The sequence below is a fragment of the Aromatoleum tolulyticum genome, from assembly GCF_900156155.1.
In the GTDB taxonomy this organism is placed as follows: domain Bacteria; phylum Pseudomonadota; class Gammaproteobacteria; order Burkholderiales; family Rhodocyclaceae; genus Aromatoleum; species Aromatoleum tolulyticum.
The window spans coordinates 328,631-354,602 of record NZ_FTMD01000004.1 but is presented as its reverse complement, the minus strand read 5'-3'; the positions used below and the strand labels follow the sequence as shown (position 1 = coordinate 354,602).

27 protein-coding genes are annotated in these 25,972 nt (G+C 67.1%); 21 read left to right on the top strand and 6 right to left on the bottom strand.

Annotated elements, in window-relative coordinates; translation table 11 throughout:
- Positions 1 to 4 precede the first annotated feature (4 nt).
- From BW991_RS08610 to BW991_RS08575, 8 genes are all read left to right on the top strand, one after another.
- The gene (locus tag BW991_RS08610) at positions 5 to 838 is read left to right on the top strand and encodes a CorC family transporter (protein WP_076601665.1); all 834 of its coding nucleotides are present in this window, start codon (positions 5 to 7) and stop codon (positions 836 to 838) included.
- Positions 835 to 2,367 (top strand): apolipoprotein N-acyltransferase, encoded by a 1,533-nt coding sequence (lnt, locus tag BW991_RS08605; protein WP_084205012.1) that lies wholly within the window; start codon positions 835 to 837, stop codon positions 2,365 to 2,367. Before BW991_RS08610 ends, lnt begins: the two co-directional genes overlap by 4 nt.
- 141 nt (positions 2,368 to 2,508) lie before the next feature.
- The gene (gene glyQ / locus BW991_RS08600) at positions 2,509 to 3,432 is read left to right on the top strand and encodes a glycine--tRNA ligase subunit alpha (protein ID WP_076601664.1); all 924 of its coding nucleotides are present in this window, start codon (positions 2,509 to 2,511) and stop codon (positions 3,430 to 3,432) included.
- Positions 3,429 to 5,516 carry a glycine--tRNA ligase subunit beta gene (glyS, locus tag BW991_RS08595; RefSeq protein ID WP_076601663.1) on the top strand — a complete coding sequence of 696 codons (2,088 nt, stop codon included), beginning with the start codon at positions 3,429 to 3,431 and terminating at the stop codon, positions 5,514 to 5,516. The genes glyQ and glyS overlap by 4 nt, the downstream gene beginning before the upstream one ends.
- A 12-nt stretch (positions 5,517 to 5,528) precedes the next feature.
- Positions 5,529 to 6,068, top strand: coding sequence for a D-glycero-beta-D-manno-heptose 1,7-bisphosphate 7-phosphatase (gene gmhB / locus BW991_RS08590; RefSeq protein ID WP_076601662.1), 540 nt, complete (start codon positions 5,529 to 5,531; stop codon positions 6,066 to 6,068).
- Between the two features lie 8 nt (positions 6,069 to 6,076).
- Complete coding sequence (locus BW991_RS08585; RefSeq protein ID WP_076601661.1) at positions 6,077 to 6,847, top strand: lysophospholipid acyltransferase family protein; 771 nt, start codon at positions 6,077 to 6,079, stop codon at positions 6,845 to 6,847.
- 77 nt (positions 6,848 to 6,924) lie between these two features.
- Complete coding sequence (locus tag BW991_RS08580) at positions 6,925 to 8,610, top strand: sensor histidine kinase (protein ID WP_244551645.1); 1,686 nt, start codon at positions 6,925 to 6,927, stop codon at positions 8,608 to 8,610.
- 132 nt (positions 8,611 to 8,742) lie between these two features.
- Positions 8,743 to 9,954 (top strand): PilT/PilU family type 4a pilus ATPase, encoded by a 1,212-nt coding sequence (locus BW991_RS08575; protein WP_076601659.1) that lies wholly within the window; start codon positions 8,743 to 8,745, stop codon positions 9,952 to 9,954.
- 246 nt (positions 9,955 to 10,200) lie between these two features.
- Here the strand turns inward: BW991_RS08575 and BW991_RS08570 are convergent, their stop codons facing one another.
- The 5 genes from BW991_RS08570 to BW991_RS08550 form a co-directional block, all read right to left on the bottom strand.
- The gene (locus BW991_RS08570) at positions 10,201 to 10,767 is read right to left on the bottom strand and encodes a phasin family protein (RefSeq protein ID WP_076601658.1); all 567 of its coding nucleotides are present in this window, start codon (positions 10,765 to 10,767) and stop codon (positions 10,201 to 10,203) included.
- A 329-nt stretch (positions 10,768 to 11,096) separates the two neighbouring features.
- A complete protein-coding gene (locus BW991_RS08565; RefSeq protein WP_076601657.1) occupies positions 11,097 to 11,873 on the bottom strand; it encodes an enoyl-CoA hydratase in 777 nt (258 codons plus the stop codon).
- A gap of 29 nt (positions 11,874 to 11,902) precedes the next feature.
- Positions 11,903 to 12,451: a lipopolysaccharide transport periplasmic protein LptA gene (lptA, locus tag BW991_RS08560; protein WP_425290206.1), complete on the bottom strand. Its 549-nt coding sequence runs from the start codon at positions 12,449 to 12,451 to the stop codon at positions 11,903 to 11,905.
- Positions 12,448 to 13,029: an LPS export ABC transporter periplasmic protein LptC gene (gene lptC, locus BW991_RS08555; RefSeq protein WP_076601656.1), complete on the bottom strand. Its 582-nt coding sequence runs from the start codon at positions 13,027 to 13,029 to the stop codon at positions 12,448 to 12,450. The genes lptA and lptC overlap by 4 nt, the downstream gene beginning before the upstream one ends.
- Positions 13,030 to 13,086: 57 nt before the next feature.
- Positions 13,087 to 14,082 carry a KpsF/GutQ family sugar-phosphate isomerase gene (locus BW991_RS08550; RefSeq protein WP_076601655.1) on the bottom strand — a complete coding sequence of 332 codons (996 nt, stop codon included), beginning with the start codon at positions 14,080 to 14,082 and terminating at the stop codon, positions 13,087 to 13,089.
- 142 nt (positions 14,083 to 14,224) lie between these two features.
- On the opposite strand from BW991_RS08550, the gene BW991_RS08545 reads away from it, so the two are divergent.
- The 11 genes from BW991_RS08545 to murA all read left to right on the top strand — a co-directional run bounded on the left by BW991_RS08545 (position 14,225) and on the right by murA (position 23,412).
- On the top strand, positions 14,225 to 16,195 hold the full coding sequence (locus BW991_RS08545) for a monovalent cation:proton antiporter family protein (RefSeq protein WP_076601654.1): 1,971 nt from the start codon (positions 14,225 to 14,227) through the stop codon (positions 16,193 to 16,195).
- Between the two features lie 160 nt (positions 16,196 to 16,355).
- Positions 16,356 to 17,174: an ABC transporter ATP-binding protein gene (locus BW991_RS08540; RefSeq protein ID WP_076601653.1), complete on the top strand. Its 819-nt coding sequence runs from the start codon at positions 16,356 to 16,358 to the stop codon at positions 17,172 to 17,174.
- Positions 17,171 to 17,965: a lipid asymmetry maintenance ABC transporter permease subunit MlaE gene (mlaE, locus tag BW991_RS08535; RefSeq protein ID WP_076601652.1), complete on the top strand. Its 795-nt coding sequence runs from the start codon at positions 17,171 to 17,173 to the stop codon at positions 17,963 to 17,965. The genes BW991_RS08540 and mlaE overlap by 4 nt, the downstream gene beginning before the upstream one ends.
- On the top strand, positions 17,962 to 18,435 hold the full coding sequence (mlaD, locus tag BW991_RS08530) for an outer membrane lipid asymmetry maintenance protein MlaD (RefSeq protein ID WP_076601651.1): 474 nt from the start codon (positions 17,962 to 17,964) through the stop codon (positions 18,433 to 18,435). Before mlaE ends, mlaD begins: the two co-directional genes overlap by 4 nt.
- Before the next feature lie 28 nt (positions 18,436 to 18,463).
- On the top strand, positions 18,464 to 19,240 hold the full coding sequence (locus BW991_RS08525) for an MlaA family lipoprotein (protein ID WP_076601650.1): 777 nt from the start codon (positions 18,464 to 18,466) through the stop codon (positions 19,238 to 19,240).
- Positions 19,241 to 19,298: 58 nt separating this feature from the next.
- The gene (locus tag BW991_RS08520) at positions 19,299 to 19,919 is read left to right on the top strand and encodes an MlaC/ttg2D family ABC transporter substrate-binding protein (protein ID WP_076601705.1); all 621 of its coding nucleotides are present in this window, start codon (positions 19,299 to 19,301) and stop codon (positions 19,917 to 19,919) included.
- Positions 19,916 to 20,200 carry an STAS domain-containing protein gene (locus BW991_RS08515; RefSeq protein ID WP_076601649.1) on the top strand — a complete coding sequence of 95 codons (285 nt, stop codon included), beginning with the start codon at positions 19,916 to 19,918 and terminating at the stop codon, positions 20,198 to 20,200. Before BW991_RS08520 ends, BW991_RS08515 begins: the two co-directional genes overlap by 4 nt.
- Before the next feature lie 13 nt (positions 20,201 to 20,213).
- On the top strand, positions 20,214 to 21,110 hold the full coding sequence (locus BW991_RS08510; RefSeq protein ID WP_076601648.1) for an ABC transporter ATP-binding protein: 897 nt from the start codon (positions 20,214 to 20,216) through the stop codon (positions 21,108 to 21,110).
- Positions 21,103 to 21,870 (top strand): ABC transporter permease, encoded by a 768-nt coding sequence (locus BW991_RS08505; RefSeq protein ID WP_076601647.1) that lies wholly within the window; start codon positions 21,103 to 21,105, stop codon positions 21,868 to 21,870. The genes BW991_RS08510 and BW991_RS08505 overlap by 8 nt, the downstream gene beginning before the upstream one ends.
- 11 nt (positions 21,871 to 21,881) lie before the next feature.
- Complete coding sequence (locus BW991_RS08500) at positions 21,882 to 22,139, top strand: BolA family protein (RefSeq protein WP_076601646.1); 258 nt, start codon at positions 21,882 to 21,884, stop codon at positions 22,137 to 22,139.
- 10 nt (positions 22,140 to 22,149) lie between these two features.
- Positions 22,150 to 23,412: a UDP-N-acetylglucosamine 1-carboxyvinyltransferase gene (gene murA / locus BW991_RS08495; protein ID WP_076601645.1), complete on the top strand. Its 1,263-nt coding sequence runs from the start codon at positions 22,150 to 22,152 to the stop codon at positions 23,410 to 23,412.
- 41 nt (positions 23,413 to 23,453) lie between these two features.
- Here the strand turns inward: murA and rnk are convergent, their stop codons facing one another.
- Positions 23,454 to 23,861 (bottom strand): nucleoside diphosphate kinase regulator, encoded by a 408-nt coding sequence (rnk, locus tag BW991_RS08490; protein ID WP_076601644.1) that lies wholly within the window; start codon positions 23,859 to 23,861, stop codon positions 23,454 to 23,456.
- A gap of 132 nt (positions 23,862 to 23,993) precedes the next feature.
- On the opposite strand from rnk, the gene hisG reads away from it, so the two are divergent.
- Together hisG and hisD are read left to right on the top strand one after the other, a co-directional pair.
- Positions 23,994 to 24,635, top strand: coding sequence for an ATP phosphoribosyltransferase (hisG, locus tag BW991_RS08485; protein ID WP_076601643.1), 642 nt, complete (start codon positions 23,994 to 23,996; stop codon positions 24,633 to 24,635).
- Positions 24,632 to 25,945 carry a histidinol dehydrogenase gene (gene hisD / locus BW991_RS08480; protein ID WP_076601642.1) on the top strand — a complete coding sequence of 438 codons (1,314 nt, stop codon included), beginning with the start codon at positions 24,632 to 24,634 and terminating at the stop codon, positions 25,943 to 25,945. Before hisG ends, hisD begins: the two co-directional genes overlap by 4 nt.
- The last annotated feature ends 27 nt before the right edge of the window (positions 25,946 to 25,972 follow it).

Genomic DNA, 25,972 nt, shown 5'->3' with positions numbered 1-25,972 from the left:
ACATATGGACCCCGCATCACCCCGACCTAGTCTGCTCGAACGCCTCTCCGCGCTGCTGTCGCGCGAACCCGAGGACCGCGAGGAACTCCTGGCCCTGCTGCACGCGGCCTGCGAACGCAACCTGCTGGATGCCGATGCGCTGGCGATCATCGAAGGCGCGCTGCAGATGTCCGAGCTGCAGGTCGGCGACGTCATGATCCCGCGTGCGCAGATGGACATCATCCGCCTCGACGATCCGGTCGACAGCATCGCCGCGCACGTCGTCGATACCGGCCATTCGCGCTTTCCGGTCGGCAACAGCAAGGACGACATCGTCGGCATCTTCCTCGCCAAGGACCTGCTGCGCTACTACGCCGGCCGCGACTTCGACATGCCCTCGCTGCTGCGTCCGGCCGTGTTCGTGCCCGAGTCGAAGCGCCTCAACGTGCTGCTGCGCGACTTCCGTGTCAGCCGCAATCACATGGCCATCGTCGTCGACGAGTACGGCAGCGTCGCCGGCCTCGTCACCATCGAGGACGTGCTCGAGCAGATCGTCGGCGACATCGAGGACGAGTTCGACCGGCTCGAGCCCAGCGACAACATCCAGCTCGACGCGGATGGCCGCTACCGCGTCCGTGCGACGACCGAAATCGGCGAATTCAACGCCGCCTTCGGCTCCGACTTCAGCGACGCCGAGGTCGACACCGTGGGCGGCCTGCTCATCTGCCAGCTCGGCCGCCTGCCGCGGCGCGGCGAAGTCGTGATGCTCGGCAAGCTGCGCGTCACCGCGCTGCGCGTCGATGGCCGGCGCGTGCATACCCTGCTCGTGCAGCCCGTCGCCGGAACGGCCGAAGCGTGACCGACCGCGTGCGGGACTCGGGCGCCGCACCGGCGCGCGGGCGGCTGGGCGGCCTGCTGGCGGCGCTGCTCGCCGGCGGCGCATCGGTCTTCGCCTTCTCGCCCTTCGGGATCTTTCCGCTGGCGGTCCTGAGCCTCGCCGTGCTGGCGGGCCTCGCGGCACGGGAGTCCCGCGCCCGTGGCGGATTTGCGCTCGGATTCGCGTGGGGGCTGGGCGCTTTCCTTGCCGGCGTGTCCTGGCTCTACGTCGCGCTGAACCGCTACGGCGGCATGCCGATGCCGCTCGCCGCGTTCGCGATCCTGCTCTTCTGCGCCTATCTCGCACTCTTCCCGGCCGCGGTCGGGGCGCTGTTCGTGCGCTTCGGCCGTGGCGCCGCGTGGCGGCGCGCGCTCCTTTTCGCTGGCCTGTGGATCGGCGCCGAGGTGCTGCGCGGCTGGCTGTTCACCGGCTTTCCGTGGCTCGCGCTCGGGTACTCGCAGACCCCGCCCAGCCCGCTCGCCGGCTACTTTTCCGCGCTGGGCGTGTATGGCGTCGGCGGCCTCGTCGCCTTCCTTGGGGCACTCGTCGCCCTCTCCGCCTGGCGCAACGCGCGCGCCGCTGCGGTGACGCTCGGCGCGATCCTCGTCGTGTGCGGACTCGGTTACGGCCTCGGGCGCGTCCCCTGGACCGCACCCACCGGCAAGCCGCTCGAAGTCGCGCTGATCCAGACCAACATCGAGCAGGGGTTGAAGTGGCGGCCAGAACTGCTGTCCGACTGGCTGGACGGCAACGCACGCCTCGTGCGCGAACATCCCGCGGATCTCGTCGTGCTGCCCGAGACGACGCTGCCGCTGCTTGCCGACCGGCTGCCCGACGGTTACCTCGAAGAGCTCGCCGCACCGGTCGCGGCGCGCGGCGGCGACCTGGTGTTCGGCGTGTTCCTGCGCGACGCCCGTGGCGCGATCTACAACGCCGCGCTGAGCCTCGGCGCGTCGCCGTCGCAGAACTACGCGAAGCAGCACCTCGTGCCTTTCGGCGAATACTCGCCGCCGCTCTTCGGCTGGTTCTACGAACTGGTCGACATCCCGATGTCCGACCAGACGCGCGGCGCCCCCGACCAGCCGCCGCTGCGCCTCGGCGACCAGCGCGTCGCGATCAACATCTGCTACGAAGACCTCTTCGGCCGCGAACTGATCCGTAGCCTCCCCGAGGCGACGCTGATGCTGAACCTGTCGAACCTCGCGTGGTACGGCGACTCCTTCGCCCAGCCCCAGCACCTGCAGGTCGCCCGCGTGCGCGCGATGGAAACCGGCCGGCCGATGCTGCGCTCGACCAATACCGGCATGACGGCGCTGGTGCAGCCCGACGGCCGCGTTGCCGACGTACTGCCCCCCTTCACGCAGGGGGCGCTGAACCTGTCGGTGCAGGGCTACGAGGGGCTCACCCCTTATGCGCGCTGGGGCGATTCCGCCGCGCTGCTGCTCGCCGTGCTGGCGCTCGTCGTCGCGGGGCGTCCGCGCGGCAAGACGGGCGTCGGAAGCGCGATCTGACCCGGGCGCGCGCGGCGTTTCATCCGTGAGACGAGCTATTTCCGGCGGGGAACTTCGCCCTGTCGCCGGAATGCCATTAAAATCCACCCTTTGCGTCCGCCGCGCGGCGCCCTTGTCGTCGCCTACTGCTGTCGAGAGACCATGTCCCTGCACAAACCCACCTTCCAGCAAGTCATCCTGACGCTCCAGCAATTCTGGGGCGATCGCGGCTGCGTGCTGCTGCAGCCCTACGACCTCGAAGTCGGCGCCGGCACCTCGCACACCGCGACCTTCCTGCGCGCGATCGGCCCCGAGCCGTGGAACGCCGCCTACGTCCAGCCCTCGCGCCGCCCCAAGGACGGCCGCTACGGCGAGAACCCCAATCGCCTGCAGCACTACTACCAGTTCCAGGTCGTGCTCAAGCCCTCGCCGCTGAACATCCAGGAGCTCTACCTCGACTCGCTGCGCGCGCTGGGCATCGACACCAACGCGCACGACGTACGCTTCGTCGAGGACGACTGGGAAAACCCCACGCTCGGCGCTTGGGGCCTCGGCTGGGAAGTGTGGCTCGACGGCATGGAAGTCACGCAATTCACCTACTTCCAGCAGGTCGGCGGCCTCGACTGCAAGCCGGTGCTGGGCGAGATCACCTACGGCCTCGAGCGCCTCGCGATGTACCTGCAGGGCGTCGAGAACGTCTATGACCTCGTCTGGGCGGTCTACCCCGACGGTCGCAAAGTGACCTACGGCGACGTTTTCCACCAGAACGAAGTCGAGCAGTCGACCTACAACTTCGAGCACGCCAACGTCGACTTCTTCTTCTCGCTGTTCGGCAACTGCGAATCCGAAGCGAAGCGCCTGATCGAAATCGGCCTCGCGCTGCCCGCCTACGAGATGGTGCTGAAGGCCGCGCACAGCTTCAACATGCTCGACGCCCGCGGTGCCATCTCCGTCACCGAGCGCGCCGCCTACATCGGCCGCATCCGCAACCTGTCGCGCGCTGTCGCGCAGGCCTATTACGACTCCCGCGAGAGCCTGGGCTTCCCGATGCTCAACAACGCTGCAAACAAGACGGAGGCCGCATGATGACCGCCTCCCTGCTCGTCGAACTGCTCACCGAAGAACTCCCGCCCAAGGCCCTGCCGCGCCTCGGTGAAACCTTTGCCGCGAAGATCTTCGATGGCCTCAAGGCGCGCGACCTCGTCGCCGAAGACCGCGGCTTCCGCTGGTTCGCCGCTCCGCGCCGCCTCGCGATCACCGTGCCGCAGGTGCGCGTCGCCGCCCCGGCGCGCGAAGTCACCGAGAAGATCATGCCGGTGCAGGTCGCCCTCGACGCCGAAGGCCGCCCGACCCCGGCGCTGCTGAAGAAGCTCGAAGCCAAGGGCATCCCGGCCGAGGCGGTCGCGCGCTTCGAGCGCCGCATGGATGGCAAGGCCGAAGCGCTGTTCTACACCCGTAACGAGGACGGCGCCGCGCTCGACGCGGTGCTCGCCGAGATCGTCCAGGACGCCGTCAAGGCGCTGCCGATCCCCAAGCTGATGCGCTGGGGCGCGGGCGATGCGCAGTTCGTGCGTCCCGTGCACAAGCTCTCGATGCTGCACGGCGACCGTGTCGTGCCGGGCCGCGTGCTCGACCTCGACTCCGACCGCGTCACGCGCGGCCACCGCTTCATGAGCCGCGGTGACATCGCGCTCGCGACTGCCGACGCCTACGAACCGACGCTGCTCGCCGAAGGCAAGGTGATGCCGGACTTCGCCGAGCGCCGCGCCGAGATCGAGCGCCAGCTCCTCGCGACCGCAGCACGCGAAGGCTCCAGCCTGGACGAGTACGCCGACCTCCTCGACGAGGTCACCGCGCTGGTCGAGCATCCGACCGTGTACGTTGGCGAATTCGAAGCCGAATTCCTCGCCGTGCCGCAGGAATGCCTGATCCTGACGATGCGCGCGAACCAGAAGTACTTCCCGCTGTTCGATGCGGCCGGCAAGCTGCGCAACCGCTTCCTGATCGTGTCGAACATGCGCCTCGAGGACGCCTCCAACATCATCAAGGGCAACCAGCGCGTGGTGCGCCCGCGCCTGTCGGATGCGCGCTTCTTCTTCGAGCAGGACCGCAAGCACACCCTCGACAGCCGGCTGCCGCGCCTCGGCCCGGTCGTCTATCACAACAAGCTCGGCAGCCAGCTCGAGCGTGTCGAACGCCTCGAGCGCCTCGCGAGCCGCATCGCCGCGCGCCTGCATGGTGACGCCGCCGCCGCCGCCCGCGCCGCGCGCCTCGCGAAGGCCGACCTCGTCACCGACATGGTCGGCGAATTCCCCGAGCTGCAGGGCATCATGGGGCGCTACTACGCGCTCAATGACAACGAAGGCGAAGTCATCGCCGACGCGATCCAGTCGCACTACCAGCCGCGCTTCGCCGGCGATGCGCTGCCCGCGGGCAACGTCGCCTGCGCGGTCGCGCTTGCCGACAAGCTCGATGCGCTGGTCGGCTTCTTCGGCATCGGCCAGCTGCCGACCGGCGACAAGGATCCCTTCGGCCTGCGCCGCGCCGCGCTGGGCGTGCTGCGCATCCTGATCGAAACGCCGCTGCCGCTCGACCTGGCCGAACTGGTCTCGGACGCGGCCGCCGGCTTCAAGCCGGGCCTGCTGACCGCGGCCGGCTTCGAGGCGCAGCTCCTCGACTTCATGTTCGAGCGCCTGAAGAACCTGCTGCGCGACGCCGGCCACGCGGTCGACGTCGTCGATGCGGTGCTCGCGCTACGTCCCACGCGCATGGACCTCGTCCCCGCCAAGCTCGACGCGGTGCGCACCTTCCGCGCCCTGCCCGAAGCCGAGGCGCTCGCTGCCGCGAACAAGCGCATCGTCAACATCCTCAAGAAGGTCGAAGGCGAACTGCCCGAGCCGGAGGTTGCGCTGCTGCAGGAAGAGGCCGAGAAGGCGCTGTTCCACCGCGTCATCGAGGTCGCGCCGCTGGTGCGTTCGCACATGGGCAACGAGGACTACACCGATGCGCTGTGCGTGCTCGCGGGCCTGCGCGCGGCGGTCGATACCTTCTTCGACGAGGTCATGGTGATGGCCGAGGAACCCATGACGCGCCAGAACCGGCTCGCGCTGCTGCGCCAGCTCGCCGGCCTGATGAACCAGGTCGCCGACTTGTCGCGCCTGTCCGCCTGACGGGGGCTGTTCATGCCGCAGAAACTCATCATCCTGGACCGCGACGGCGTCATCAACTACGACTCCGACCAGTTCATCAAGTCGCCCGACGAGTGGAAGCCGATCCCCGGCTCGCTCGAAGCGATCGCGCGCCTCAACCAGTGGGGCTGGCGGGTCGTCGTCGCGTCGAACCAGTCGGGCGTCGGGCGCGGGCTCTTCGGCATGGACACCCTCAATGCGATCAACGAGAAGATGGTGAAGAGCCTCGCCCAGGCCGGCGGTCGGCTCGACGCGATCTTCTTCTGCCCGCATCCGGCCGACTCCACCTGCGACTGCCGCAAGCCCAAGCCGGGCCTGTTCCTGCAGATCGCCGAGCGCTTCAACGTGAATCTCGACCGCGTGCCCGCGGTCGGCGACAGCCTGCGCGACCTGCAGGCGGGCGTCGCGGTCGGCTGCAAGCCCTACCTCGTCCTCACCGGCAAGGGCATGAAGACGCGCGACGATCCCGCGCTGCCCGAAGGCACGCTCATCTACCCCGATCTCGCGGCCGTGGTCGCCGATCTCACCGCCTGAAGGATACCGTGGTCGTCCTGCGCTCCCTGCTGTTCGCCATCGTCCTGGCGATTTTCACGCCGCCGTTCGCGTTGTTCGGCATCCTCGCCTATCCCCTGTCGCCGCGCACGCGACATCGCATCGTCACGGCCTGGGCGCCGCTGATGATGTGGTTCATCCCGCGCATTCTGGGCATCCGCTACAAGGTCATCGGGCGCGAGAACATCCCCTCCGTGCCGTCCGTGATCCTGTCCAAGCACCAGTCGGCGTGGGAGACGATGGCCCTGCAGGTGATCTTCCCGCCGCTGTGCTTCGTGCTGAAACGCGAACTGCTCAAGGTGCCGTTCTTCGGCTGGGGGCTTGCGGCGATTCCCGGCATCGCGATCGACCGCGCCGCGGGCAAGGACGCGCTCGCCCAGGTCGTCGAGCAGGGGCGGGCCCGGCTATCGGAAGGCTACTGGGTCGCGGTGTTCCCGGAGGGCACCCGTACCGCGCCCGGCGCCAAGCGCCGTTACAAGGCGGGCGGGGCCGCGCTCGCGCAGCAGGCGGGTGTGCCCGTCGTGCCCGTGGCGCATAATGCCGGGGAATTCTGGGGACGCGACGCCTTCCTCAAGTATCCCGGCGAGATCACCGTCAGCATCGGACCGGTGATCGATCCGACGGGGCTGGATGCCGCCGAGGTCAATCGCCGCTCTGCGGCATGGATCGAAGGCGAGATGCGCCGCCTGTTCCCGCACCACTACCGAAGCGGGCACGACACCACCGGAGCCGTTTCCGGCGAGGTCGAAGAGGCGGAGTGAACCGGGCGGCTTCGGTCGTCCCGCAAGCCGCCCCCCGGGGCGCGGAGCGTGGAATGGAAGGGGCGGAGGAAATGCAGATGATGGATCGTCGTGGCAGGCTCTCGTCGCAGCCGGCGGAGCAGCAGGCGCGCGACGCCGTCCGACATTTCCGCCTGATGCGCTATTTCACGCTCGCAAGCCTCGTCGCGTTCGTGACCGTCGCCGTCGTGCTGTATTTCCTGCAACGCGGCGAGATCACGTTTTTCGCCCAGGTCCAGCGCGAGCAGGGGGATTTCTTCGCCCGTGCGCAGAAAAATCTGGCCGCCAAGCAGGACCAGGCCGCGCGTGCGAGCCTGATCTCCCTGCACGAAGCCAGCCATGTCACGCTCACGCGCGTGGTCGGCAATGTGTTGTGGGACTCCCACATCGCGCCGTTTGCCGCGCGTGCGCAGGCCATTTCTGCCGCTCCCTGCCGCAGCCTGCCCGCGCCCGCGGCGGGCGGTCCCGATCCGCGGCGCGCATGCTTTGCGGAGCTGGGCCGGACGATCATGGGGCTGCCGGGCTTTGCCGAGCTCGACGCCAAGGCGTATGAGACGATGCAGGCGAGCAGCGTGTTCAAGATCAAGGTTTTCGACCTGCGCGGCATCACGATCTATTCGTCGGAGCACACACAGATCGGCGAGGACAAGGCGGACAACCAGGGCTGGAAGAACGCGGCGGCCGGTGTGCCTGCCAGCGAGGTCACCCACCGCGAGCGCTTCAGCGCCTTCGAGGGCGTGGTCGAGAACCGCGACCTCATTTCGAGCTACATTCCCGTGCGCGAGCGCGGCAGCGACCGTGTCGTGGGGGTGTTCGAGATCTATTCCGACGTCACGTCCTTCCTCGGGCGCATCCAGGCCGTTTCGGCCGAGCTCGGCGGGCTCGCGCGCGCGAACCAGGAGGAGCTGGAGCGGACCCTGGCCGAAAACGAGGACAAGGTGAGCGCCAGCTCGGAAGTCTTTCTTCTGATCGTGGGCGGCACCCTGGTCGTCCTCTATGGCGCGCTGTGGGCAATCGTGCGCATCGGCCAGCGCATCATCGACGCGCAGGCGGCGGCACAGGAGCGCGCGGCGGAACGCGAGGAGCGCTGGCATCACGAGAAGATGGCGGCCCTCGCGACGATGGCCGCGAACGTCGCCCACGAGGTCGGCAATCCGCTGGCGACGATCTCGATGCTCGCGCAGGAGATCCAGTTGAACAAGCAGCGCAACGGCTGCGAAAGCTGCCAGCCGGCGCTGATCCTCGAGCAGACCCGCCGCATCGCCGGGATGACCCGACAGATCTCGGAATTCGCAGCGGCGCGGCGCGAATCGCACGAACTCGTCGATATCAACGTGATGGTCAAGTCGATCCTCGATTTCCTCGGCTTCGACCGGCGTTTCCGGTCGATCCGGCTCGAATTCAAGGGCGGCGCCGATCTGCCCGCGGTCTCGGTGATCCCCGACTACCTCAACGAGGTGTTGATGAACCTGCTGCAGGCCTGCACGGAATGTCCCGCCGGTCCGGGCGGGAAGGGGGGCACCATCGTCGTCGAGACCATGGCCAGCGGGGCGGAGCTGCTGATCCGCATCACCAGCGAATGCAAGGCCTATCCCGGTGTATGCAAGGAGCATGTCCGGTTCGAGGACAGCCGCTTCGACGTGGTGCGGCGGCGTATCGCCAGCTTGGGTGGCCGTCTCACGCGCGAACGCATGTATTACGAGATCGCCCTGCCGGCCGAAGCGCCGGTCGTGCCCGCTTCCTGATTGCCGCCCGACCGGCTTCGGGTGGCGGCACCGTATCCGGTCCCGGCGGCGATGCCCTAAAATTCCATTTTTCGTGTTCGAACCGGACCGGCGGGTGAATTGACGCCGGGCCTGCCTCCTGAAGGAATCCTTATGTCGTCCGCCCTGGGCATAGAAGAAGCCCGCGCCTACATGCACAGGCTGCTCAATGCGATGCACCAGATGGACGGGTCCGACCTGTTCATCTCGGTGGATTTTCCGCCGACCGTGAAGGCGCATGGCACGATGAAAGCGCTCAGCCAGCAGCGGCTGACGCCCGACATCACGCGCTCGCTGGCCCTGAGCCTGATGAACGAGCGCCAGCGTGCCGAGTTCGAGGCCGAGATGGAGTGCAATTTCGCGATCGCCATTCCCGGCGTGTGCCGCTTCCGCGTGAATGTCTTCGTCCAGCAGCAGAACTCCGGCATGGTCATCCGCACGATCGCGTCCGAGATCCCCACGCTCGCCAGGCTCGGGCTGCCGGAGGTGCTCAAGGATATCATCATGACCAAGCGCGGCCTCGTGCTGGTCGTGGGCGGTACCGGTTCGGGCAAGTCGACGACGCTCGCGGCGATGATCGATCACCGCAACAGCACCGCCCCCGGGCACATCATCACCGTCGAGGATCCGGTCGAGTACGTCCATCGCAACAAGCAGTGTCTCGTCACGCACCGCGAGGTCGGCGTCGATACGCATTCGTGGGAACATGCGTTGAAGAACACGCTGCGCCAGGCCCCCGACGTGATCCTGATCGGCGAGATCCGCGACCGCGAGACGATGGAGCACGCGATTGCCTTCGCGGAGACGGGCCACCTGTGCCTGGGCACGCTGCACGCGAACAACGCGAACCAGACCATCGACCGGATCGTGAACTTCTTCCCCGAGGAACGGCGCAACCAGTTGCTCATGGATCTGTCGTCGAACCTGCGCGCGATCGTATCGCAGCGCCTGATCCGCACCGAGGACGGCAAGGGGCGCAAGGCGGCGATCGAGATCCTGCTCAACACGCCGACGATCGCGGAGATGATCTTCAAGGGGCAGTTCCAGTCGATCAAGGAGATCATGGCGAAGTCGCGCGAACTGGGCATGTGTACCTTCGACCAGGCGCTGTTCGACCTCTACGACGCCGGATCAATCAGCTACGAGGAGGCAATCCGCAACGCCGACTCGACCAACGAGCTGCGCCTGCAGATCAAGCTGAAGGCCGAGCGCGGCCAGCCAAAGACCTCTGCGGCCGCCGAGTTGAGCCTGTCGATCGAGGAGGAGAAGGACGAGGACGAGGAGGCAGAGGGCGGCGCAGCTCCAGGCGCCAAGGTCGCCGGCTAGGCGGGGAGTTGTTAGTCCGGCAACCAAATACCGTTCGGGCTGAGCCTGTCGAAGCCCTGCCGCTGCCCGATAGGCTAAGGGCGAACGGTTGTAGTTGATTGTCGGCGTGATGGTTCGCGGTCGCTCGGAACCCCGCCCGTACGATTTCTGCCGTAAAGCAAAAAGCCCCGCAGATTGCTCTGCGGGGCTTTTTGTTGCCGCGCCCGCCCCTGGCGGGGCCGGCGCGTCGATTCGATCAGACGGCGATCAGGCAGCCTTCTTCGACGCGGTCTTGGCAGTGGCGCTCACGGCCTTGACGGTGGCGTTGGTCGCGGCAGCGACGTTCGCTTCGGCGATCTCGGCGACTTGCTTGGCAGCCTTGCTGACGCTGTCGTAGGCGCTGTTGGCGGCGGCGATGGCCGACTTGACGGCGGCGACGGCGACGTCCGAACCGGCCGGAGCCGACTTGGCAGCCTTGTCGAGGGCAGCGGCCAGGCTCTTGTTCAGCTCGGCGATCTGGGCTTCGACCAGCTTCGAGACTTCTTCCTGACCCTGCGAAGCGATCTCATAGACGCTACGGTTGTAGGCCACGGCCTTCTCGACCAGCGGCTGCACCAGCGAGGCCTGCAGGCCCAGGAATTCCTGGGCGTCCTTGGCGCCGAGCAGGGCCTTGGAGTTGGCCAGGCCGTCTTCGAGGATCGAACGGGCGGTGTTCAGGTTCAGGGCGGCGAAACGCTCGGCGCTGGCGAAGGCATTGTTGGCCAGGGTCAGCAGGGTCTCGACGTTGGCTTTGTTGGCGGCGGCGAATTGCTCGGGGGTTGCAAACATTTTCATCTCCTGATGAAGGTTACGTTTGGATTCGGTTTGCTTCGCAACTGCCTGAGTGCTTGGTGCGTCGCAACATTGATCTGATTATAGGTGTGTGCCACCGGCTGTCAAGCGCTTTTGTGCGGCGCACAAAAAAATTCTTACAAATTACCCGGATGCCGCGTGCTGCCCTATGTAGCTGTTTTTATTTTGTTTCACTGTGAAACAAATGCCGATGGGCAGATCGCGGTCATTTGCCATTGGCATCAATGCCGCTACGCAGCATGCGCCGCGAAGATTACACGAAAATTACATGGAGAGGGCGCCGCCGCAGGATTGCGGCGGCGCAAGAAGCATCAGCGATGCTTGAAGTCGGGCTTGCGCTTCTCGATGAAAGCGGCCATGCCTTCCTTCTGGTCTTCCAGGCCGAAGGCCGAATGGAAGGTGCGGCGTTCGAACAGCAGGCCTTCGCTGAGGCTGCTTTCGAAGGCACGGTTGACCGATTCCTTGATCATCATGATGACCGGCAGCGAGAAGCCGGCGATGACCGTGGCGGCCTCGATCGCCTCGTCGACGAGGCGATCGGCGGGAACGATGCGGGCAACCAGGCCGGCACGTTCGGCCTCGGCGGCGTCCATCATGCGGGAGGTGAGGCACATGTCCATCGCCTTCGCCTTGCCGATCGCGCGCGGCAGGCGCTGCGTGCCGCCCGCGCCGGGCAGGACGCCCAGCTTGACCTCGGGCTGGCCGAATTTCGCGGTGTCGGCGGCGAAGATCATGTCGCACATCATCGCCAGCTCGCACCCGCCGCCCAGCGCGAAGCCGGCGACCGCCGCGATGATCGGTTTGCGGCAGCTCTTCAGGCGCTCCCAGTTGCGCGTGATGTAGTCGCCCTTGTAGGCGTCCATGTGCGAGTAGTTCGCCATCGCGCCGATGTCCGCGCCTGCGGCGAACGCCTTTTCCGAGCCGGTGATGACGATCGCGCCGATTTCCTCGTTCTTCTCGAAACCGTCGAGCGCGTGGCCCACTTCATCGATCAGCTGGTCGTTGAGGGCGTTCATCGCCTTCGGGCGATTAAGCGTGATCAGGCCGACCCGTCCGCGCGTTTCGACGATGATGTTGCTGTACTCCATGCAGTCTCCTCCGTAGCAGGGTGAAGCGGTCAGTGGGTCTTCTCGGTGCCGGAATTCTTGGGCTGGATCACCGCGCGGACGCGCCCGTCGCCGGCTGCGCGCGTCTCGGTCTTGCCGGGCTGGTTGGTGACCAGATAGTTCTCGCTCAGCGAGTCGTATTCGATGTAGTGGCCGCGCACTTCGTCGGCGCCCGACTTCACGTGGGCCTGGTTGAACAGGCGCGCCCGTTCGGCGCGGCTGTCGTACTCGATGCGCTCGGCTTCGCCTTCGACGTATTCGGTGCTGCCTTCGCGCTTCTGGCGGAAGGTCGCGAGCCGTTTCTCGCTGCCGGTCGCGACGCCGGACTGGAAGCCGTCCGGACCCTGGGTCACGACCAGCTTCGCGCCCTTGATCACCAGGGTGCCCTGGGTCAGGACGACATCGCCTTCGAAGACGTGGACCTTGTTGCGGTCATCGACGGTGACGCGGTTGGCTTCGATGTTGACGGGCTGGTCACGGTCGGCGCGCTCGGCGAGTACGGGTTGCGACAGCAGTCCGAGAGCGAGCGCCAGCAGGGCGGGGAGGGAAGTGCGCATCATGGTGGGTTCCGGTTGGTGCGCGGGATTTGCACGCGCGCGTTGCCGATGAGTTCCAGGGTGCCGAAGATGTTGTCGGACTTCATGCCGTTCGCGTGGGCCGTGCTCGCGCCCTGGGTGATCGCGACCGGGTCGGACGTCGCGGCACGTTCCTCGTCGGGCCAGATCGTGAGCGAGGCGGACGCGAGCGTCATTTCGGGGCTGCCCTGCGCCGCATCGCGCCGCGCGCGCACGTCGCCGGTCAGACGCACTTCGTCGCCCTGGCGGAGCACTTCGCCCTGTTCCGAGCTGAGGTGCAGTTCGCGCCCGTCGACCTCGTAGCGCAGGCGGGGGCGCTCGAGCGCCGTGGCATCCGTCTGCGGGTGGTGTGTGATCTTGTCCGCGAGCAGTTCGTAGTGCTGGCGACCGTCGCGGTCGAAGGCGATGAGGCGCGTCCGTTCGGCGACGAAGTCGGGCTCCAGGCGCGTCTGCGACGACGGGCGGGCCTCGTCGCCGGTGGTGACCCGCTCCAGCCACAGCGAGGCGCCGGCCACGATGATCAGGCCGGCGAGGGGGTAGAGTTGCTGGATGGACGGTTTCACGGCTGGGGCGTCAGACGGTGCAGGTCGTGCGCAGACGGGCGGGCAGGGAGGTACGCATCAGATCACCTTCGCCAGCATGAGGTCGTGGGTCGTCAAGGCGCCGGCGAGGGCGCCCTGATGGTCCACCACCAACAGCTGGTTGATGCGCTGCCGTTCCATCATCTCGGCGGCGGCCGCTGCGAGTGCGTCCGGGCCGATGCTGCGCGGGTTGTGCGTCATTACCGCGGCGATCGTCGCGCTGCGCGCGTCGCAGCCGCGTTCCAGCGCCCGGCGCAGGTCGCCGTCGGTGAAGATGCCGATCGGGCGGCCATCGGCGCCGACCACGGCGGTCATGCCCATGCCGCCGCGCGACATCTCGATCAACGCGGCCATCATCGAGGCGTCTTCGGACACCTGCGGCACGCGTTCGCTCGGGCGCATCACGTCGCTGACGTGGGTCAGCAGGCGGCGCCCCAGGCTGCCGCCCGGATGCGAACGCGCGAAATCGTCCGCACCGAAGCCGCGCGCATCGAGCAACGCCACCGCAAGGGCATCGCCGAGTGCGAGCGCCGCCGTCGTGCTCGCCGTCGGGGCGAGGTTCAGCGGACAGGCTTCCTCGGCCACGGCCGCGTCCAGATGCACATCGGCCTCGCGCGCGAGCGGCGATTCCGGCCTGCCGGTGATCGAGATGAGCTTCGCCCCCTGGCGCTTGACCAGGGGCACGATGGTGAGCACTTCCTCGCTCGCGCCCGAGTTCGACAGCGCGATCACGATGTCTTCGGGCGTGATCATGCCGAGGTCGCCATGGGCGGCTTCCGCCGCATGCACGAAATAGGCCGGGGTGCCGGTGCTGGCGAGGGTGGCCGCGAGCTTGCGCCCGATGTGGCCCGACTTGCCGATGCCGGTAACGATGACGCGCCCGCGGCGCTGCAGGATCAGGTCCACCGCCTGCTCGAATTCGGCGCCGAGACGGTCCGCGAGGGCGACGACGGCATCCGCCTCGATGCGCAGCACGCGCCGCGCCAGGGCGATGGCGCCGGCTTCCCGCGCGGATTTTGGCTGGGGTGGGTTCATGGCGTTCGGAGCGGTTACACTTTTCTTTTATAGATGGCGCGGCGGGGCATGAGTCGTCGATAATCGGACGCCGCTGCGGCGCACCAAGACGGACGAGTATACCCGAACCGTCTGCCGAACCCGATGCACAACGCGGAGCCCGATGCTCAATACCCTGGAGTTGGTCCTCCTCCTGCTGGCCGCTGCGGTCGTCACGGTGGCGATCTTCCGCAGCCTCAATCTGCCGCCCGTGCTCGGTTATCTGCTGGTCGGGGCGGCCGTGGGGCCGCATGCGCTGAAGCTGGTGCCGGCCTCCGAGGGCGCGAGCCATCTCGCCGAGTTCGGCGTGGTATTCCTGATGTTCTCGATCGGGCTCGAGTTCTCGCTGCCGCGTCTGCTGGCGATGAAACGGACGGTGTTCGGACTCGGCGCCGCCCAGGTCTTCGGCTGCATTGCGGTGGTCATGCCGGTGGGGCATCTCCTGGGGTTCGGCTGGGGGGCGGGGCTCGCCCTGGGCAGTACGCTGGCGATGTCATCGACCGCGATCCTGTCCAAACTCCTTGCCGACCGGATGGAGCTCGACAGCAAGCACGGACGCGAGACCATGGGCGTGCTGCTGTTCCAGGACATCGCCGTCGTGCCGCTGCTGATCCTGATCCCGGCGCTGTCGCAGCAGGCCGAGGCGCTGGCGGAAACCCTCGGGATCGCGGCCCTGAAGGCCGTCGTTCTGCTGGTGCTGGTGCTCGGTTTCGGTCAGCGGCTGATGCGCGCATGGTTCACCATCGTCGCGCGTCGCCGCTCCGGCGAGCTCTTCATGCTCAATGTGCTGCTGATTACGCTGGGGTTGGCGTGGCTCTCGCAACTCGTCGGACTGTCGCTGGCCCTCGGGGCCTTTCTCGCCGGCATGCTGATTTCCGAAACCGAGTTCCGCTACCAGGTCGAGGAGGACATCAAGCCCTTCCGCGACGTGCTGCTGGGGCTCTTTTTCGTCACGGTCGGGATGTTCCTCGATGTCCATGTGATCGTGAGCCACCTGTTCGCGGTGCTGGGCATGGTCGCGGCGCTGCTGGTCGTGAAGTGCGCGATCGTGTTCGCGGCCTCGCGCGCCTTCGGCTCCTCCGCCGGGACGGCGCTGCGCACCGGCCTGTGGTTGTCCGCGGGGGGCGAATTCGGCTTCGTGCTGGTGTCGCAGATCGACGGCCTCGGCCTGATGCCGCCTGCGCTGCTGCAGACCACGGTCGCTGCCCTGGTCGTCTCGATGCTGCTCGCGCCGCTGATCGTGCAGGCCAGCGACCGGATCGTGCTGCGCTTCGTCGCGTCCGAATGGCTGCTGCGCTCGATGGAGCTGACCCGCGTCGCGGCGCAGTCGATGAACACCAGCAAGCACATCATCGTCTGCGGCTACGGGCGCAGCGGGCAGTACATGGCGCGCTTTCTCGAGCAGGAGAATGTCAGCTACGTCGCGCTGGATCTCGACCCCGAGCGTGTGCGCGAGGCCGCGGCGGCCGGCGATACCGTCGTTTACGGCGACGCGTCGCGCCACGAGACGCTGATGGCTGCCGGCATCATGCGCGCGAGCGCACTGGTGATCTCCTTCGGCGAGGTCGAGGCGGCGCTGCGCGTGCTGCATCGCGCGCTCGCGCTGCGGCCGGACCTGCCCATCGTCACGCGCGCCGCCGACGAGAAGGACATGGATCGTCTGTCGCAGGGCGGTGCCGCGGAAGTCGTGCCGGAGGCTTTCGAGGGCAGCATCATGCTCGCGTCGCACGCCCTCGCGCTCATCGGTGTGCCGCTCAATCGTGTCGTGCGGCGCATCCGCGACGTGCGCAACCAGCGCTATGCGCTCATGCGCGGATTCTTCCACGGTACCTCGGATGCGGCGGACGGCCCGGAGTCGCGCCAGGTGCGGCTGCACCCGGTGACGCTGCCGGCCGGTGCGCACGCGGTCGGCCGTACCCTGGGGGCGATGGCGCTCGACGAGTTCGGCGTGACCGTGTCGGCCGTGCGCCGACGCAACATCCGCGGCCTCGCGCCGAGCGCGGAGACGCTGATGCAGGCGGGCGACGTCGTCGTCCTGATGGGCGTGCCCGCGGATCTGGAGCAGGCCGAAGGGCGGCTGTTGCGGGGGAAGTGAGCCGCAGCGGCGCCATTGCCGGCGTCCGCGCCCCCGATGCGCCCTGCTGCGCAACACTGTGTTCGTGTATTCGTTCCGCATCCGGTCGGCGCCGGTGGCTGTTGATGTCTGCCCGTCTGCTAAACTAACAGGTTTTGAGGATCCCCGAGGGGGCGTCGACTTGGTTTCCGAAACCGACAATCTGCTGGTGAGCCTGAAGGATGTCCGCTTCGCCTATGGCGAGCGCGAGATCCTGCGCGGCGTCAACCTGAAGGTGCCGCGGGGCAAGGTCGTTGCGATCATGGGCGGCAGCGGTTGCGGCAAGACCACCCTGTTGCGCCTGATCGGCGGACAGCTGCGTGCGACGGCCGGTACCGTCGAAGTCGCCGGCCGCAACGTCTCGGCCCTGAACACTGCCGAGCTCTACGAGATGCGCCGGCGCATGGGCATGCTGTTCCAGTTCGGGGCGCTATTCACCGACATGTCGGTGTTCGACAACGTCGCTTTCCCGCTGCGCGAACACACCGACCTGCCGTTCGGTCTGATTCGCGACATGGTGCTGATGAAGCTCAACGCGGTCGGGCTGCGCGGCGCGGCGGACCTCATGCCGGCGGAGCTGTCGGGCGGCATGGCGCGCCGCGTCGCGCTGGCGCGGGCGATCGCGCTCGATCCGATGCTGATCATGTACGACGAGCCCTTCGCCGGCCTCGACCCGATCTCGCTCGGCGTCATCGGCCAGCTGATCCGCAAGCTCAACGACGCGCTCGGTGCGACGACGATCATGGTGACGCACGACATCATGGAGTCGCTGCAGATCGTCGATTACATCTATTTCGTCTCCGAGGGCGGCATCGTCGCGGAAGGCACGCCCGACGAGCTGCGCGCCTCCAAGGATCCCTGGGTGTACCAGTTCATCCACGCCGAGCCGGACGGCCCCGTGCCTTTCCACTACCCGGCCGACGCGCTGGACGAGAGCCTCATCGGCGGGAGGGCCGCGTGAACGGCCTGCTGAACTTCATCCGGCGCCTCGGCGCGGCCGCGGTCGAAGGCGTGTGGCGCATCGGTTTTGCCGCGCGCTTCTTCATGCTGCTGCTGCGCCATTCGGGGCAATCGCTGACGCGCATCCACCTGACGGTGCGCGAGATCTACTTCAGCGGGGTGCTCTCGCTGCTGATCATCATCGTTTCCGGTCTTTTCGTCGGCATGGTGCTGGGCCTGCAGGGCTACGAAACGCTGCAGCGCTACGGCTCGGGCGATGCGCTCGGCGTGCTAGTGTCGCTGTCGCTGACGCGCGAGCTCGGCCCGGTCGTTGCCGGACTCCTCTTCGCCAGCCGCGCCGGCCTCGCCGTGACCGCGGAGATCGGCCTGATGAAGACCACCGAGCAGCTCGACGCGATGGACATGATGGCGGTCAATCCCATCGCCCGCGTCGTCGCGCCGCGTTTCTGGGGCGGCGTGATCTCGATGCCGCTGCTGGCGGCGCTGTTCTCCGCGATGGGGGTGTTGGGCGGCTGGCTGATCGGCGTCGTGTTCATCGGCGTCGATAACGGCGCGTTCTGGTCGCAGATGCAGGCGGCCGTGGACTTCCGCTTCGACATCATGAACGGCGTGATCAAGAGCTTCGTGTTCGGCGCCACCGTCGCGCTGATCGCCGTGTTCGAGGGCTACGACTGCACACCGACCGCCGAGGGGCTGTCGCGTGCGATCACCCGCACCGTCGTGACCTCCGCGCTGGCGATCCTGGCGCTCGATTTCGTGCTTACATCTCTTATGTTCCGAGGGCAGTCATGAGGCGTACAACGCTCGACCTGTGGGTCGGTTTCTTCGTCATCATCGGCATGGCCGCGCTGATATTCCTCGCGTTCAAGGTCGGCAACCTGGGCGCGGCGAACGGCGGGGAAACCTATGTCGTGAACGGGCAGTTCGACAACATCGGCGGCCTGAAGGTGAGGGCGCCGGTCAAGAGCGCAGGCGTGGTCGTGGGGCGGGTCAAGGAGATCCGCTTCGATCCCAAGACCTATCGCGCCGTCGTGTCCCTGTCGCTCGACGCGAGTTACCAGTTCCCGCGCGACACGATCGCGACCATCCTGACCTCCGGCCTGCTCGGCGAGCAGTACGTCGGGCTCGAGCCGGGTGGCGACGAGGCGATGCTGCAGACGGGCGATGCGCTGCAGATCACCCAGTCCGCGGTGGTCCTGGAGAAGCTCATCGGCCAATTCATGTTCGACAAGGCTGCCGAAGGCTCGGCGCCCGCGAACTGAGCCGGTTGCGCATGATCTGAATCCCATAATGAAAAAAACTACGTCCCCCAGATTCGTCAAGGCATTCGCCGTCGCGTCCGCCTGCCTCGCGCTGACCGCCTGCACGGCGCGTGTCGCCAATCCGGACGATCCGCTCGAAAGCTACAACCGCGCGATGTTCACCTTCAACGAGAAGGTGGACGAGGCTGCGATCCAGCCCGTTGCCAAGGCCTACGACAAGGTCACGCCGCTGCCGCTGCGTACCGGTGTCGGCAACTTCTTCGGCAACGTCGGCGACGTGTGGATCGGCGGCAACAACCTGTTGCAGGGCAAATTCACAGATGGCCTGAGCGACCTGCTACGCTTCGCGATCAACTCGACGGTCGGCATCCTCGGTCTCTTCGATGTCGCCAGCGAGCTCGATCTGCCCAAGCACGACGAGGATTTCGGCCAGACCCTGGGCTGGTGGGGTGTGGGCGAAGGGGCGTATTTCGTCGTGCCGTTCTTCGGCCCGCGCACCGTCCGCGACGCGGCGGTCCTGCCGATCGACCTGTACGGCGACGACGTGTGGGGCATCAGCGACGTCCCGACGCGCAACAGCCTCACGGCGCTGCGCCTCGTGCATGCGCGCGCCAACCTGCTCGGCATCGACAAGACGCTCGACGAAGGCACTCTGGACAAGTACGCCTACGCGCGCGACTTCTACCTGCAGCAGCGCCGCTACCGCGTGTTCGACGGCAATCCGCCGCTCGAGGAGATCGATTTCAACGGCGCCCGGCGGCAGCAGGATGACGCCGATGTGGTCGCGGAAACCGGTGCGCAATAACTTTATGACGGACAACCGGGACGCGCGCATGGTCGCCGATGTCCCCCGAGGAGTGATGATGAAGAAGTTCCTGCTTTCCCTGTGCCTGATGTTCTCGGTGCTGCCGGCGCTCGCCGCCGACGCGCTCAAGGGGCCCGATGCGCTCGTGCGCGAAGTCAGTGACGACGTCCTGACGATCGTGCGCAAGGACAAGGCGATCCAGTCCGGCGACACGCGCCGCGTGATCGACCTGGTCGAGGAAAAGGTCCTGCCGCACTTCAACTTCCGCCGCATGACGATGCTGGCGGTCGGCAAGGACTGGCGTCAGGCCAATCCGGAGCAGCAGGGCAAGCTCGTCGAAGCCTTCCGCACCCTGCTCGTGCGCACCTACTCCAACGCACTGACGCAGTACCGCGACCAGACCATCGGCTACAAACCCGCCAAGTTCGCGGAAGCCGATACCTCGGTGCGCGTGCAGACCGAAGTCCGTCAGGCCGGTGCGCAGCCGATCAACATCGACTACACGCTGGAAAAGACGCCCGAGGGCTGGAAAGTCTTCGATGTGGTCGTCGCCGGGGTGAGCCTCGTGACCAACTATCGCGGCACCTTCGCGCAGGAAATTCGCGCCGGCGGCGTGGATGGACTGATCCGCTCGCTCGAGCAGAAGAACCGCGACCTCGCGGCGCCGGCCCATTCATGAACGCTGACGCGGGCAAGGTCCTCGCCATCGAGGGCGAGCTGACGATGGCGACTGCCGCGCAGTGGATCGAGCGCGGCCGTGCCGTGGCGCGCGACGAGGATCTCGTCGTCGACCTGTCCGCCGTGAGCGCGGCGGATTCTTCGGCGCTGGCGCTGCTGTTCGACTGGATGCGCGTTGCCCGCGCGAGCGGACACAAGGTTCGCCAGACCGGCATGCCGGCGGGGATGCTCAGCCTTGCGACGCTCTATGGCGTCGACGAGCTGTTGCCCGCCGAAGCCTGACCTCCTGCCGTCGATGACTTCTCCTGCAATACGGATCGTTTCGGCGACCAAGCGCTATGGTTCGCTTCAGGCGCTCGCCGGCGTCGACCTCGAAGTTGCGCAGGGCGAATTCTTCGGCCTGCTCGGACCGAACGGCGCGGGCAAAACCACGCTGATCTCGGCCCTCTCGGGGCTCGTGCGTCCGGACGGCGGCATCTTCGAGGTCATGGGCTGCAACGTCGTCTCGGATTACCGCAACGCCCGGCGCAACCTCGGTGTCGTCCCACAGGAACTGGTGTTCGACCCGTTCTTCTCGGTGCGCGAGCTGCTGCGCATCCAGTCCGGCTACTTCGGCATCCGCGACAATGACGACTGGATCGACGAGATCCTCGCGAACCTCGACCTGACCGCCAAGGCCGGCGCCAACATGCGCACGCTCTCCGGCGGCATGAAGCGGCGCGTGCTCGTCGCGCAGGCGCTCGTGCATCGCCCGCCGGTGATCGTGCTCGACGAGCCGACCGCCGGCGTCGACGTCGAACTGCGCCAGGGCCTGTGGCAGTTCATCCGCAAGCTCAATCGCGATGGCCACACCATCGTGCTGACGACCCACTACCTCGAAGAGGCCGAGACGCTGTGCGGTCGCATCGCGATGCTGAAATCCGGCAAGGTCGTCGCGCTGGACACCACGGAGAACCTGCTGCGGCGTTTCGCGAGCCACTCGCTCAGCGTCCGCCTCGAGCAACCCGAGGTGGCCGCGGCGCTCGGCGGGGCGGTCACGGCCGGCGGCTGGGCCGACTTCCCGCTCGATCGCTACGAGGATCTCGAGCCGCTGCTCGCGCGGCTGCGCGAGGCGGGGGCGAAAATCCTCGAACTGCGCCTGGGCGAAGCGGACCTCGAGCGCGTGTTCGTGGAGGTCATGAATCGTGCATGACGGCCTGACCGGGTTCCGCACCCTGCTGTACAAGGAAGTGCTGCGCTTCTGGAAGGTGAGCTTCCAGACCGTGGGTGCGCCGGTGCTCAACGCGCTGTTGTATCTCCTGATCTTCTCGCACGTCCTCGACCGGCACGTCACGGTGTATGGCGACGTCGCCTACACGGCCTTCCTCGTGCCGGGTCTCGTGATGATGTCGCTGCTGCAGAACTCGTTCGCGAACAGCTCGTCGTCGCTGATCCAGAGCAAGATCACCGGCAACATCATCTTCGTGCTGCTGCCGCCGCTGTCCTACCGCGAGTTCTATGCCGCCTACGTCATCGCCTCGATGCTGCGCGGGCTCTTCGTCGGCTGCGGCGTGCTGCTGGTGTCGATTCCGTTCGTCGATTTGCCGATGGCCGCGCCGGCGTGGATCTTCGCGTTCGGGCTGATGGGCGGTGCGATCCTCGGCTCGCTGGGTGTCATCGCGGGCATCTGGGCGGACAAGTTCGATCAGCTCGCGGGCTTCCAGAATTTCCTGATCATGCCGCTGACGATGCTGTCCGGCGTGTTCTACTCGATCCACTCGCTGCCGGAATTCTGGCAGAAAGTCTCGCACATCAATCCGTTCTTCTTCATGATCGACGGCTTCCGCTACGGCTTCTTCGGTCAGTCCGACGTTTCGCCGTGGCTGAGCCTTGCGGTCGTGGGTGTCTGTTTCGTGTTCCTCGCAGTGCTGACCCTGGCGATGCTCGCCCGGGGCTACAAGCTGCGGGCTTGAGGGTAGTCAAAATGTTTGAAGCTGCAGAAATCAAGCGTCTCATCGAGCAGGGTATGGCCTGCGAATTCGTCGAGATCCAGGGCGACGACGGGGTCCATTTCACCGGCATCGTCGTTAGCGCCGAATTCGACGGCAAGCCCAAGGTGCGTCAGCACCAGGCGGTGTACGCGACGCTCGGCAAGTTCATGGGCAACGAGATCCACGCGCTGCAGCTGCAGACCTACACCCCCGCCAAGTGGGCCGAAGTCCGCAGCGACTTGGGCTTCTGAGCGGGACACGATGGACAAGCTTCTGATCGAAGGCGGCGCCCGCCTCACGGGCGAGACCGCCATTTCCGGCGCGAAGAACGCGGCGTTGCCCATCCTGTGCGCGGCGCTGCTGACGCGCGAGCCGGTCACGTTCACGAACGTGCCGCAGCTCAACGACATCGGCACGCTGCTGAAGCTCCTTGCGCAGATGGGCGTGAAGGTCAGCCGCGGCAGCGGTGATGACGCCGATACCGTCACGCTCGACGCCTCGGAGCTCGACAACCCGGTCGCGACCTACGAGATGGTCAAGACCATGCGGGCGTCGATTCTTGTGCTCGGCCCGCTGGTCGCCCGCTGCGGCGAGGCGAAGGTGAGCCTGCCCGGCGGCTGCGCGATCGGCGCGCGGCCGGTGGATCAGCACATCAAGGGCCTGCAGGCGATGGGCGCGCAGGTCACGGTCGAGCACGGCTACGTGCACGCGAAGGTGCCGCGTCTCAAGGGCGCGCGCCTGTTCACCGACATGGTCACCGTGACCGGTACCGAAAACCTGATGATGGCGGCCTGTCTCGCCGACGGCGAGACGGTCATCGAGAACGCCGCACGCGAGCCCGAAGTCGTCGATCTGGCGAACTGCCTGGTCGCGATGGGGGCGCGCATCTCGGGCGCCGGCACCGACGTGATCCGCATCCGCGGCGTGGAGAGCCTGTCGGGCACGACCCACCGCATCATGCCGGACCGCATCGAGACCGGCACCTACCTGTGCGCCGCGGCCGTGACGGGGGGCGAGATCCGCCTCACGCGCACCTCGTCGGCCTATCTTGATGCCGTCATCGACAAGCTGATGGACGCCGGCTGCGACATCGTCTCCGAGCGCGACGCGATCCGCCTGAAGGCGCCGCAGCGCCTCACCGCGGTGAGCATCCGCACGTCGCCGTACCCGGCCTTCCCGACCGACATGCAGGCGCAGTTCATGGCGATCAACGCGGTCGCGAACGGTGCCGCGGTGATCCGCGAGACGATCTTCGAGAACCGCTTCATGCACGCGGTCGAGCTTCAGCGCCTCGGCGCGGACATCCGCATCGATGGCAACACCGCGATGGTGCAGGGTGTGGAGCGCCTGCAGGGCGCGACCGTGATGGCCACCGACCTGCGCGCGTCGGCGAGCCTCGTGATCGCCGGACTGGTTGCCGAAGGCGAGACCGTGATCGAGCGCATCTACCATCTCGACCGCGGCTACGAGCGTCTCGGGCAGAAGCTCGCCGACCTCGGCGCGCAGGTGCGCCGGCTCGCCTGAGTGCGAGGGGTGCCGGTCGTTGTGCCGGCGCCCCCTTTCGGTCAAAGGTCGAAGCGTCCCGCAGCCTCCGGCTGCCACATGACGTCCAGCACCTCGAGCCGGATCGGCTGTCTGGCCGAGTTCTCCCAGTCGATCGTCTGGCCGACCGACAGCCCGAGCAGGGCGCTGCCGGCCGGCGTGAAGACCGAGACCTTGCCGGCGTCCGGCACGGCATCGCCGGGATAGACCAGCGTCAGCTCGTGTTCGCGGCCATCGGGCAGTTCGCGGAAGCGTGCGCGGCTGTTCATCGTGATGACCTTGGCCGGCATGTCCTGGGGTTCGCGCACATCCGCGCGCGCGAGCTCGTCCCGCAGGCCGTTCAGGTCGCTGCGGTTGCGTGCGGCCGGTGCGGCCAGCAATCCCTCGAGGCGATCGAGGTCCTGCGAGGAGATCACGATTTCGGGTTTCATGGCGTTTCGACTCCCTGCGTCGGGCAAAAAGTAAAAAAGGCCGAACCGCAGCGCGGTTCAGCCAGTGGCCAAAGGCTATCAGAAGGGCGGGCAGGTTACAATGTCAGCCCGTTTTTTCCCGAGGCACCCTTCGTGTCCAGCATCACCCTTGCCCTGTCCAAGGGCCGCATCTTCGAGGAAACGCTGCCGCTGCTCGCGGCCGCCGGCATCACCCCGACCGACAATCCCGAGACTTCGCGCAAGCTCATCATCGGCACGAACCGTCCCGACGTGCGCCTCGTGATCGTGCGCGCGACCGACACGCCGACCTATGTCCAGTACGGTGCGGCCGACCTCGGCATCGCGGGCAAGGACGTGCTCCTCGAGCATGGCGGGGCCGGGCTGTACCAGCCGCTGGACCTGAATATCGCGAAGTGCCGCCTGTGCGTCGCGACGCAGAAGGGCTTCGACTACGCCGCGGCGACGCGTCCCGGCGGGCGCATCCGCGTCGCGACGAAGTACATCAACAGCGCCAAGGCGCACTTCGCCGCGAAGGGCGTGCATGTGGACCTGATCAAGCTGTACGGCTCGATGGAGCTCGCGCCGCTGGTCGGTCTTGCGGACGCGATCGTGGACCTCGTATCGAGCGGCAACACGCTGCGCGCGAACAATCTCGAGGAAGTCGAGGAGATCATGTCGATCAGCTCGCGCCTGGTCGTGAACCAGGCGTCGCTGAAGCTGAAGCGCGAAATCATCCAGCCCGTGCTGGATGCCTTTGCCGGAGCCGTGAAATGAGCGATCCGAACCGCAGGATCCGTCGCCTCGACGCGCGCGATCCCGAGTTCCTGACGACGCTGGACGCGCTGCTCGCATTCGAAGGCAGCGCCGACGCGCGCATCGACGCGGCCGTCACCGAGATCCTGAGTGCCGTGCGCACCACCGGTGACGCCGCGGTGATTGAATACACGCGCCGCTTCGACCGCCTCGACGTGAAATCGATGGCCGGGCTGGAGCTGCCGAAATCAGAACTGAAGGCCGCGCTCGACAGCCTCACCGTCGAGCAGCGCGAGGCCCTGCGCATCGCCGCCGACCGCGTGCGCATCTACCACGAACGCCAGCGTGCCGAGTCGTGGGACTACGTCGAGGCCGACGGCACGCGCCTCGGCCAGAAGGTCACGCCGCTCGACCGCGTCGGCCTGTACGTGCCCGGCGGGCGCGCGTCCTATCCCAGTTCGGTGCTGATGAACGCCGTTCCGGCCAAGGTTGCCGGCGTCGGCGAGCTGATCATGGTCGTGCCGACGCCGAACGGCGAGAAGAACCCGCTCGTGCTCGCCGCCGCCGCCATCACCGGCGTCGACCGCGTATTCACGATCGGCGGCGCGCAGGCCGTCGCCGCGCTCGCCTACGGCACGCAGACCCTGCCGCAGGTGGACAAGATCGTCGGCCCCGGCAACGCCTACGTCGCCGAGGCCAAGCGCCGCGTGTTCGGCACGGTCGGCATCGACATGGTCGCCGGGCCGTCCGAGGTGCTGATCATCTCCGACGGCAGCGGTCATTCCGACTGGGTCGCAATGGACCTCTTCGCGCAGGCCGAGCACGACGAGCTCGCGCAGTCCATCCTGCTGTGTACCGATCCCGCATTCATCGATGCGGTGGACGCCTCGATCGAGCGTCTGCTGCCGATGATGCCGCGCCACGAGACCATCGCCGCCTCGCTCGCCAATCGCGGCGCACTGATCCACGTCGACAGCCTGGAGCAGGCCTGCGCGATCGCGAACAGGATCGCGCCGGAACACCTCGAGCTGTCGCTCGACGAGCCCGAGCCGTGGATCGACCGCATCCGTCACGCCGGCGCGATCTTCGTCGGGCACTGGTCCGTGGAGGCGCTGGGCGACTACTGCGCCGGCCCCAATCACGTGTTGCCGACGATGCGCAGCGCGCGCTTCTCGTCGCCGCTGGGCGTGTACGACTTCCAGAAGCGCACCAGCATCATCCAGATCTCGGAAGCGGGGGCGCAGACGCTGGGTCGCGTCGCCTCGACGCTCGCCCATGGCGAGGGCTTGCAGGCGCACGCGCGCTCGGCGGAGATGCGGCTGCACAAGTGAGACACGCCGCGCCGCTCGTGCGCGCAG

What these genes read in the sequence shown, in the direction of transcription:
- BW991_RS08515 (WP_076601649.1), top strand. Translation starts at nt 19,916, where the DNA reads ATGAACGCTGACGCGGGCAAGGTCCTCGCCATCGAGGGCGAGCTGACG.
- rnk (WP_076601644.1), bottom strand. Translation starts at nt 23,861, where the DNA reads ATGAAACCCGAAATCGTGATCTCCTCGCAGGACCTCGATCGCCTCGAG.
- BW991_RS08565 (WP_076601657.1), bottom strand. Translation starts at nt 11,873, where the DNA reads ATGGAGTACAGCAACATCATCGTCGAAACGCGCGGACGGGTCGGCCTG.
- BW991_RS08520 (WP_076601705.1), top strand. Translation starts at nt 19,299, where the DNA reads ATGAAGAAGTTCCTGCTTTCCCTGTGCCTGATGTTCTCGGTGCTGCCG.
- BW991_RS08545 (WP_076601654.1), top strand. Translation starts at nt 14,225, where the DNA reads ATGCTCAATACCCTGGAGTTGGTCCTCCTCCTGCTGGCCGCTGCGGTC.
- glyQ (WP_076601664.1), top strand. Translation starts at nt 2,509, where the DNA reads ATGTCCCTGCACAAACCCACCTTCCAGCAAGTCATCCTGACGCTCCAG.
- BW991_RS08525 (WP_076601650.1), top strand. Translation starts at nt 18,464, where the DNA reads ATGAAAAAAACTACGTCCCCCAGATTCGTCAAGGCATTCGCCGTCGCG.
- glyS (WP_076601663.1), top strand. Translation starts at nt 3,429, where the DNA reads ATGATGACCGCCTCCCTGCTCGTCGAACTGCTCACCGAAGAACTCCCG.
- BW991_RS08610 (WP_076601665.1), top strand. Translation starts at nt 5, where the DNA reads ATGGACCCCGCATCACCCCGACCTAGTCTGCTCGAACGCCTCTCCGCG.
- BW991_RS08550 (WP_076601655.1), bottom strand. Translation starts at nt 14,082, where the DNA reads ATGAACCCACCCCAGCCAAAATCCGCGCGGGAAGCCGGCGCCATCGCC.
- BW991_RS08500 (WP_076601646.1), top strand. Translation starts at nt 21,882, where the DNA reads ATGTTTGAAGCTGCAGAAATCAAGCGTCTCATCGAGCAGGGTATGGCC.
- gmhB (WP_076601662.1), top strand. Translation starts at nt 5,529, where the DNA reads ATGCCGCAGAAACTCATCATCCTGGACCGCGACGGCGTCATCAACTAC.
- BW991_RS08510 (WP_076601648.1), top strand. Translation starts at nt 20,214, where the DNA reads ATGACTTCTCCTGCAATACGGATCGTTTCGGCGACCAAGCGCTATGGT.
- BW991_RS08570 (WP_076601658.1), bottom strand. Translation starts at nt 10,767, where the DNA reads ATGAAAATGTTTGCAACCCCCGAGCAATTCGCCGCCGCCAACAAAGCC.
- BW991_RS08575 (WP_076601659.1), top strand. Translation starts at nt 8,743, where the DNA reads ATGTCGTCCGCCCTGGGCATAGAAGAAGCCCGCGCCTACATGCACAGG.
- lptA (WP_425290206.1), bottom strand. Translation starts at nt 12,451, where the DNA reads ATGATGCGCACTTCCCTCCCCGCCCTGCTGGCGCTCGCTCTCGGACTG.
- mlaD (WP_076601651.1), top strand. Translation starts at nt 17,962, where the DNA reads ATGAGGCGTACAACGCTCGACCTGTGGGTCGGTTTCTTCGTCATCATC.
- murA (WP_076601645.1), top strand. Translation starts at nt 22,150, where the DNA reads ATGGACAAGCTTCTGATCGAAGGCGGCGCCCGCCTCACGGGCGAGACC.
- BW991_RS08580 (WP_244551645.1), top strand. Translation starts at nt 6,925, where the DNA reads ATGATGGATCGTCGTGGCAGGCTCTCGTCGCAGCCGGCGGAGCAGCAG.
- hisD (WP_076601642.1), top strand. Translation starts at nt 24,632, where the DNA reads ATGAGCGATCCGAACCGCAGGATCCGTCGCCTCGACGCGCGCGATCCC.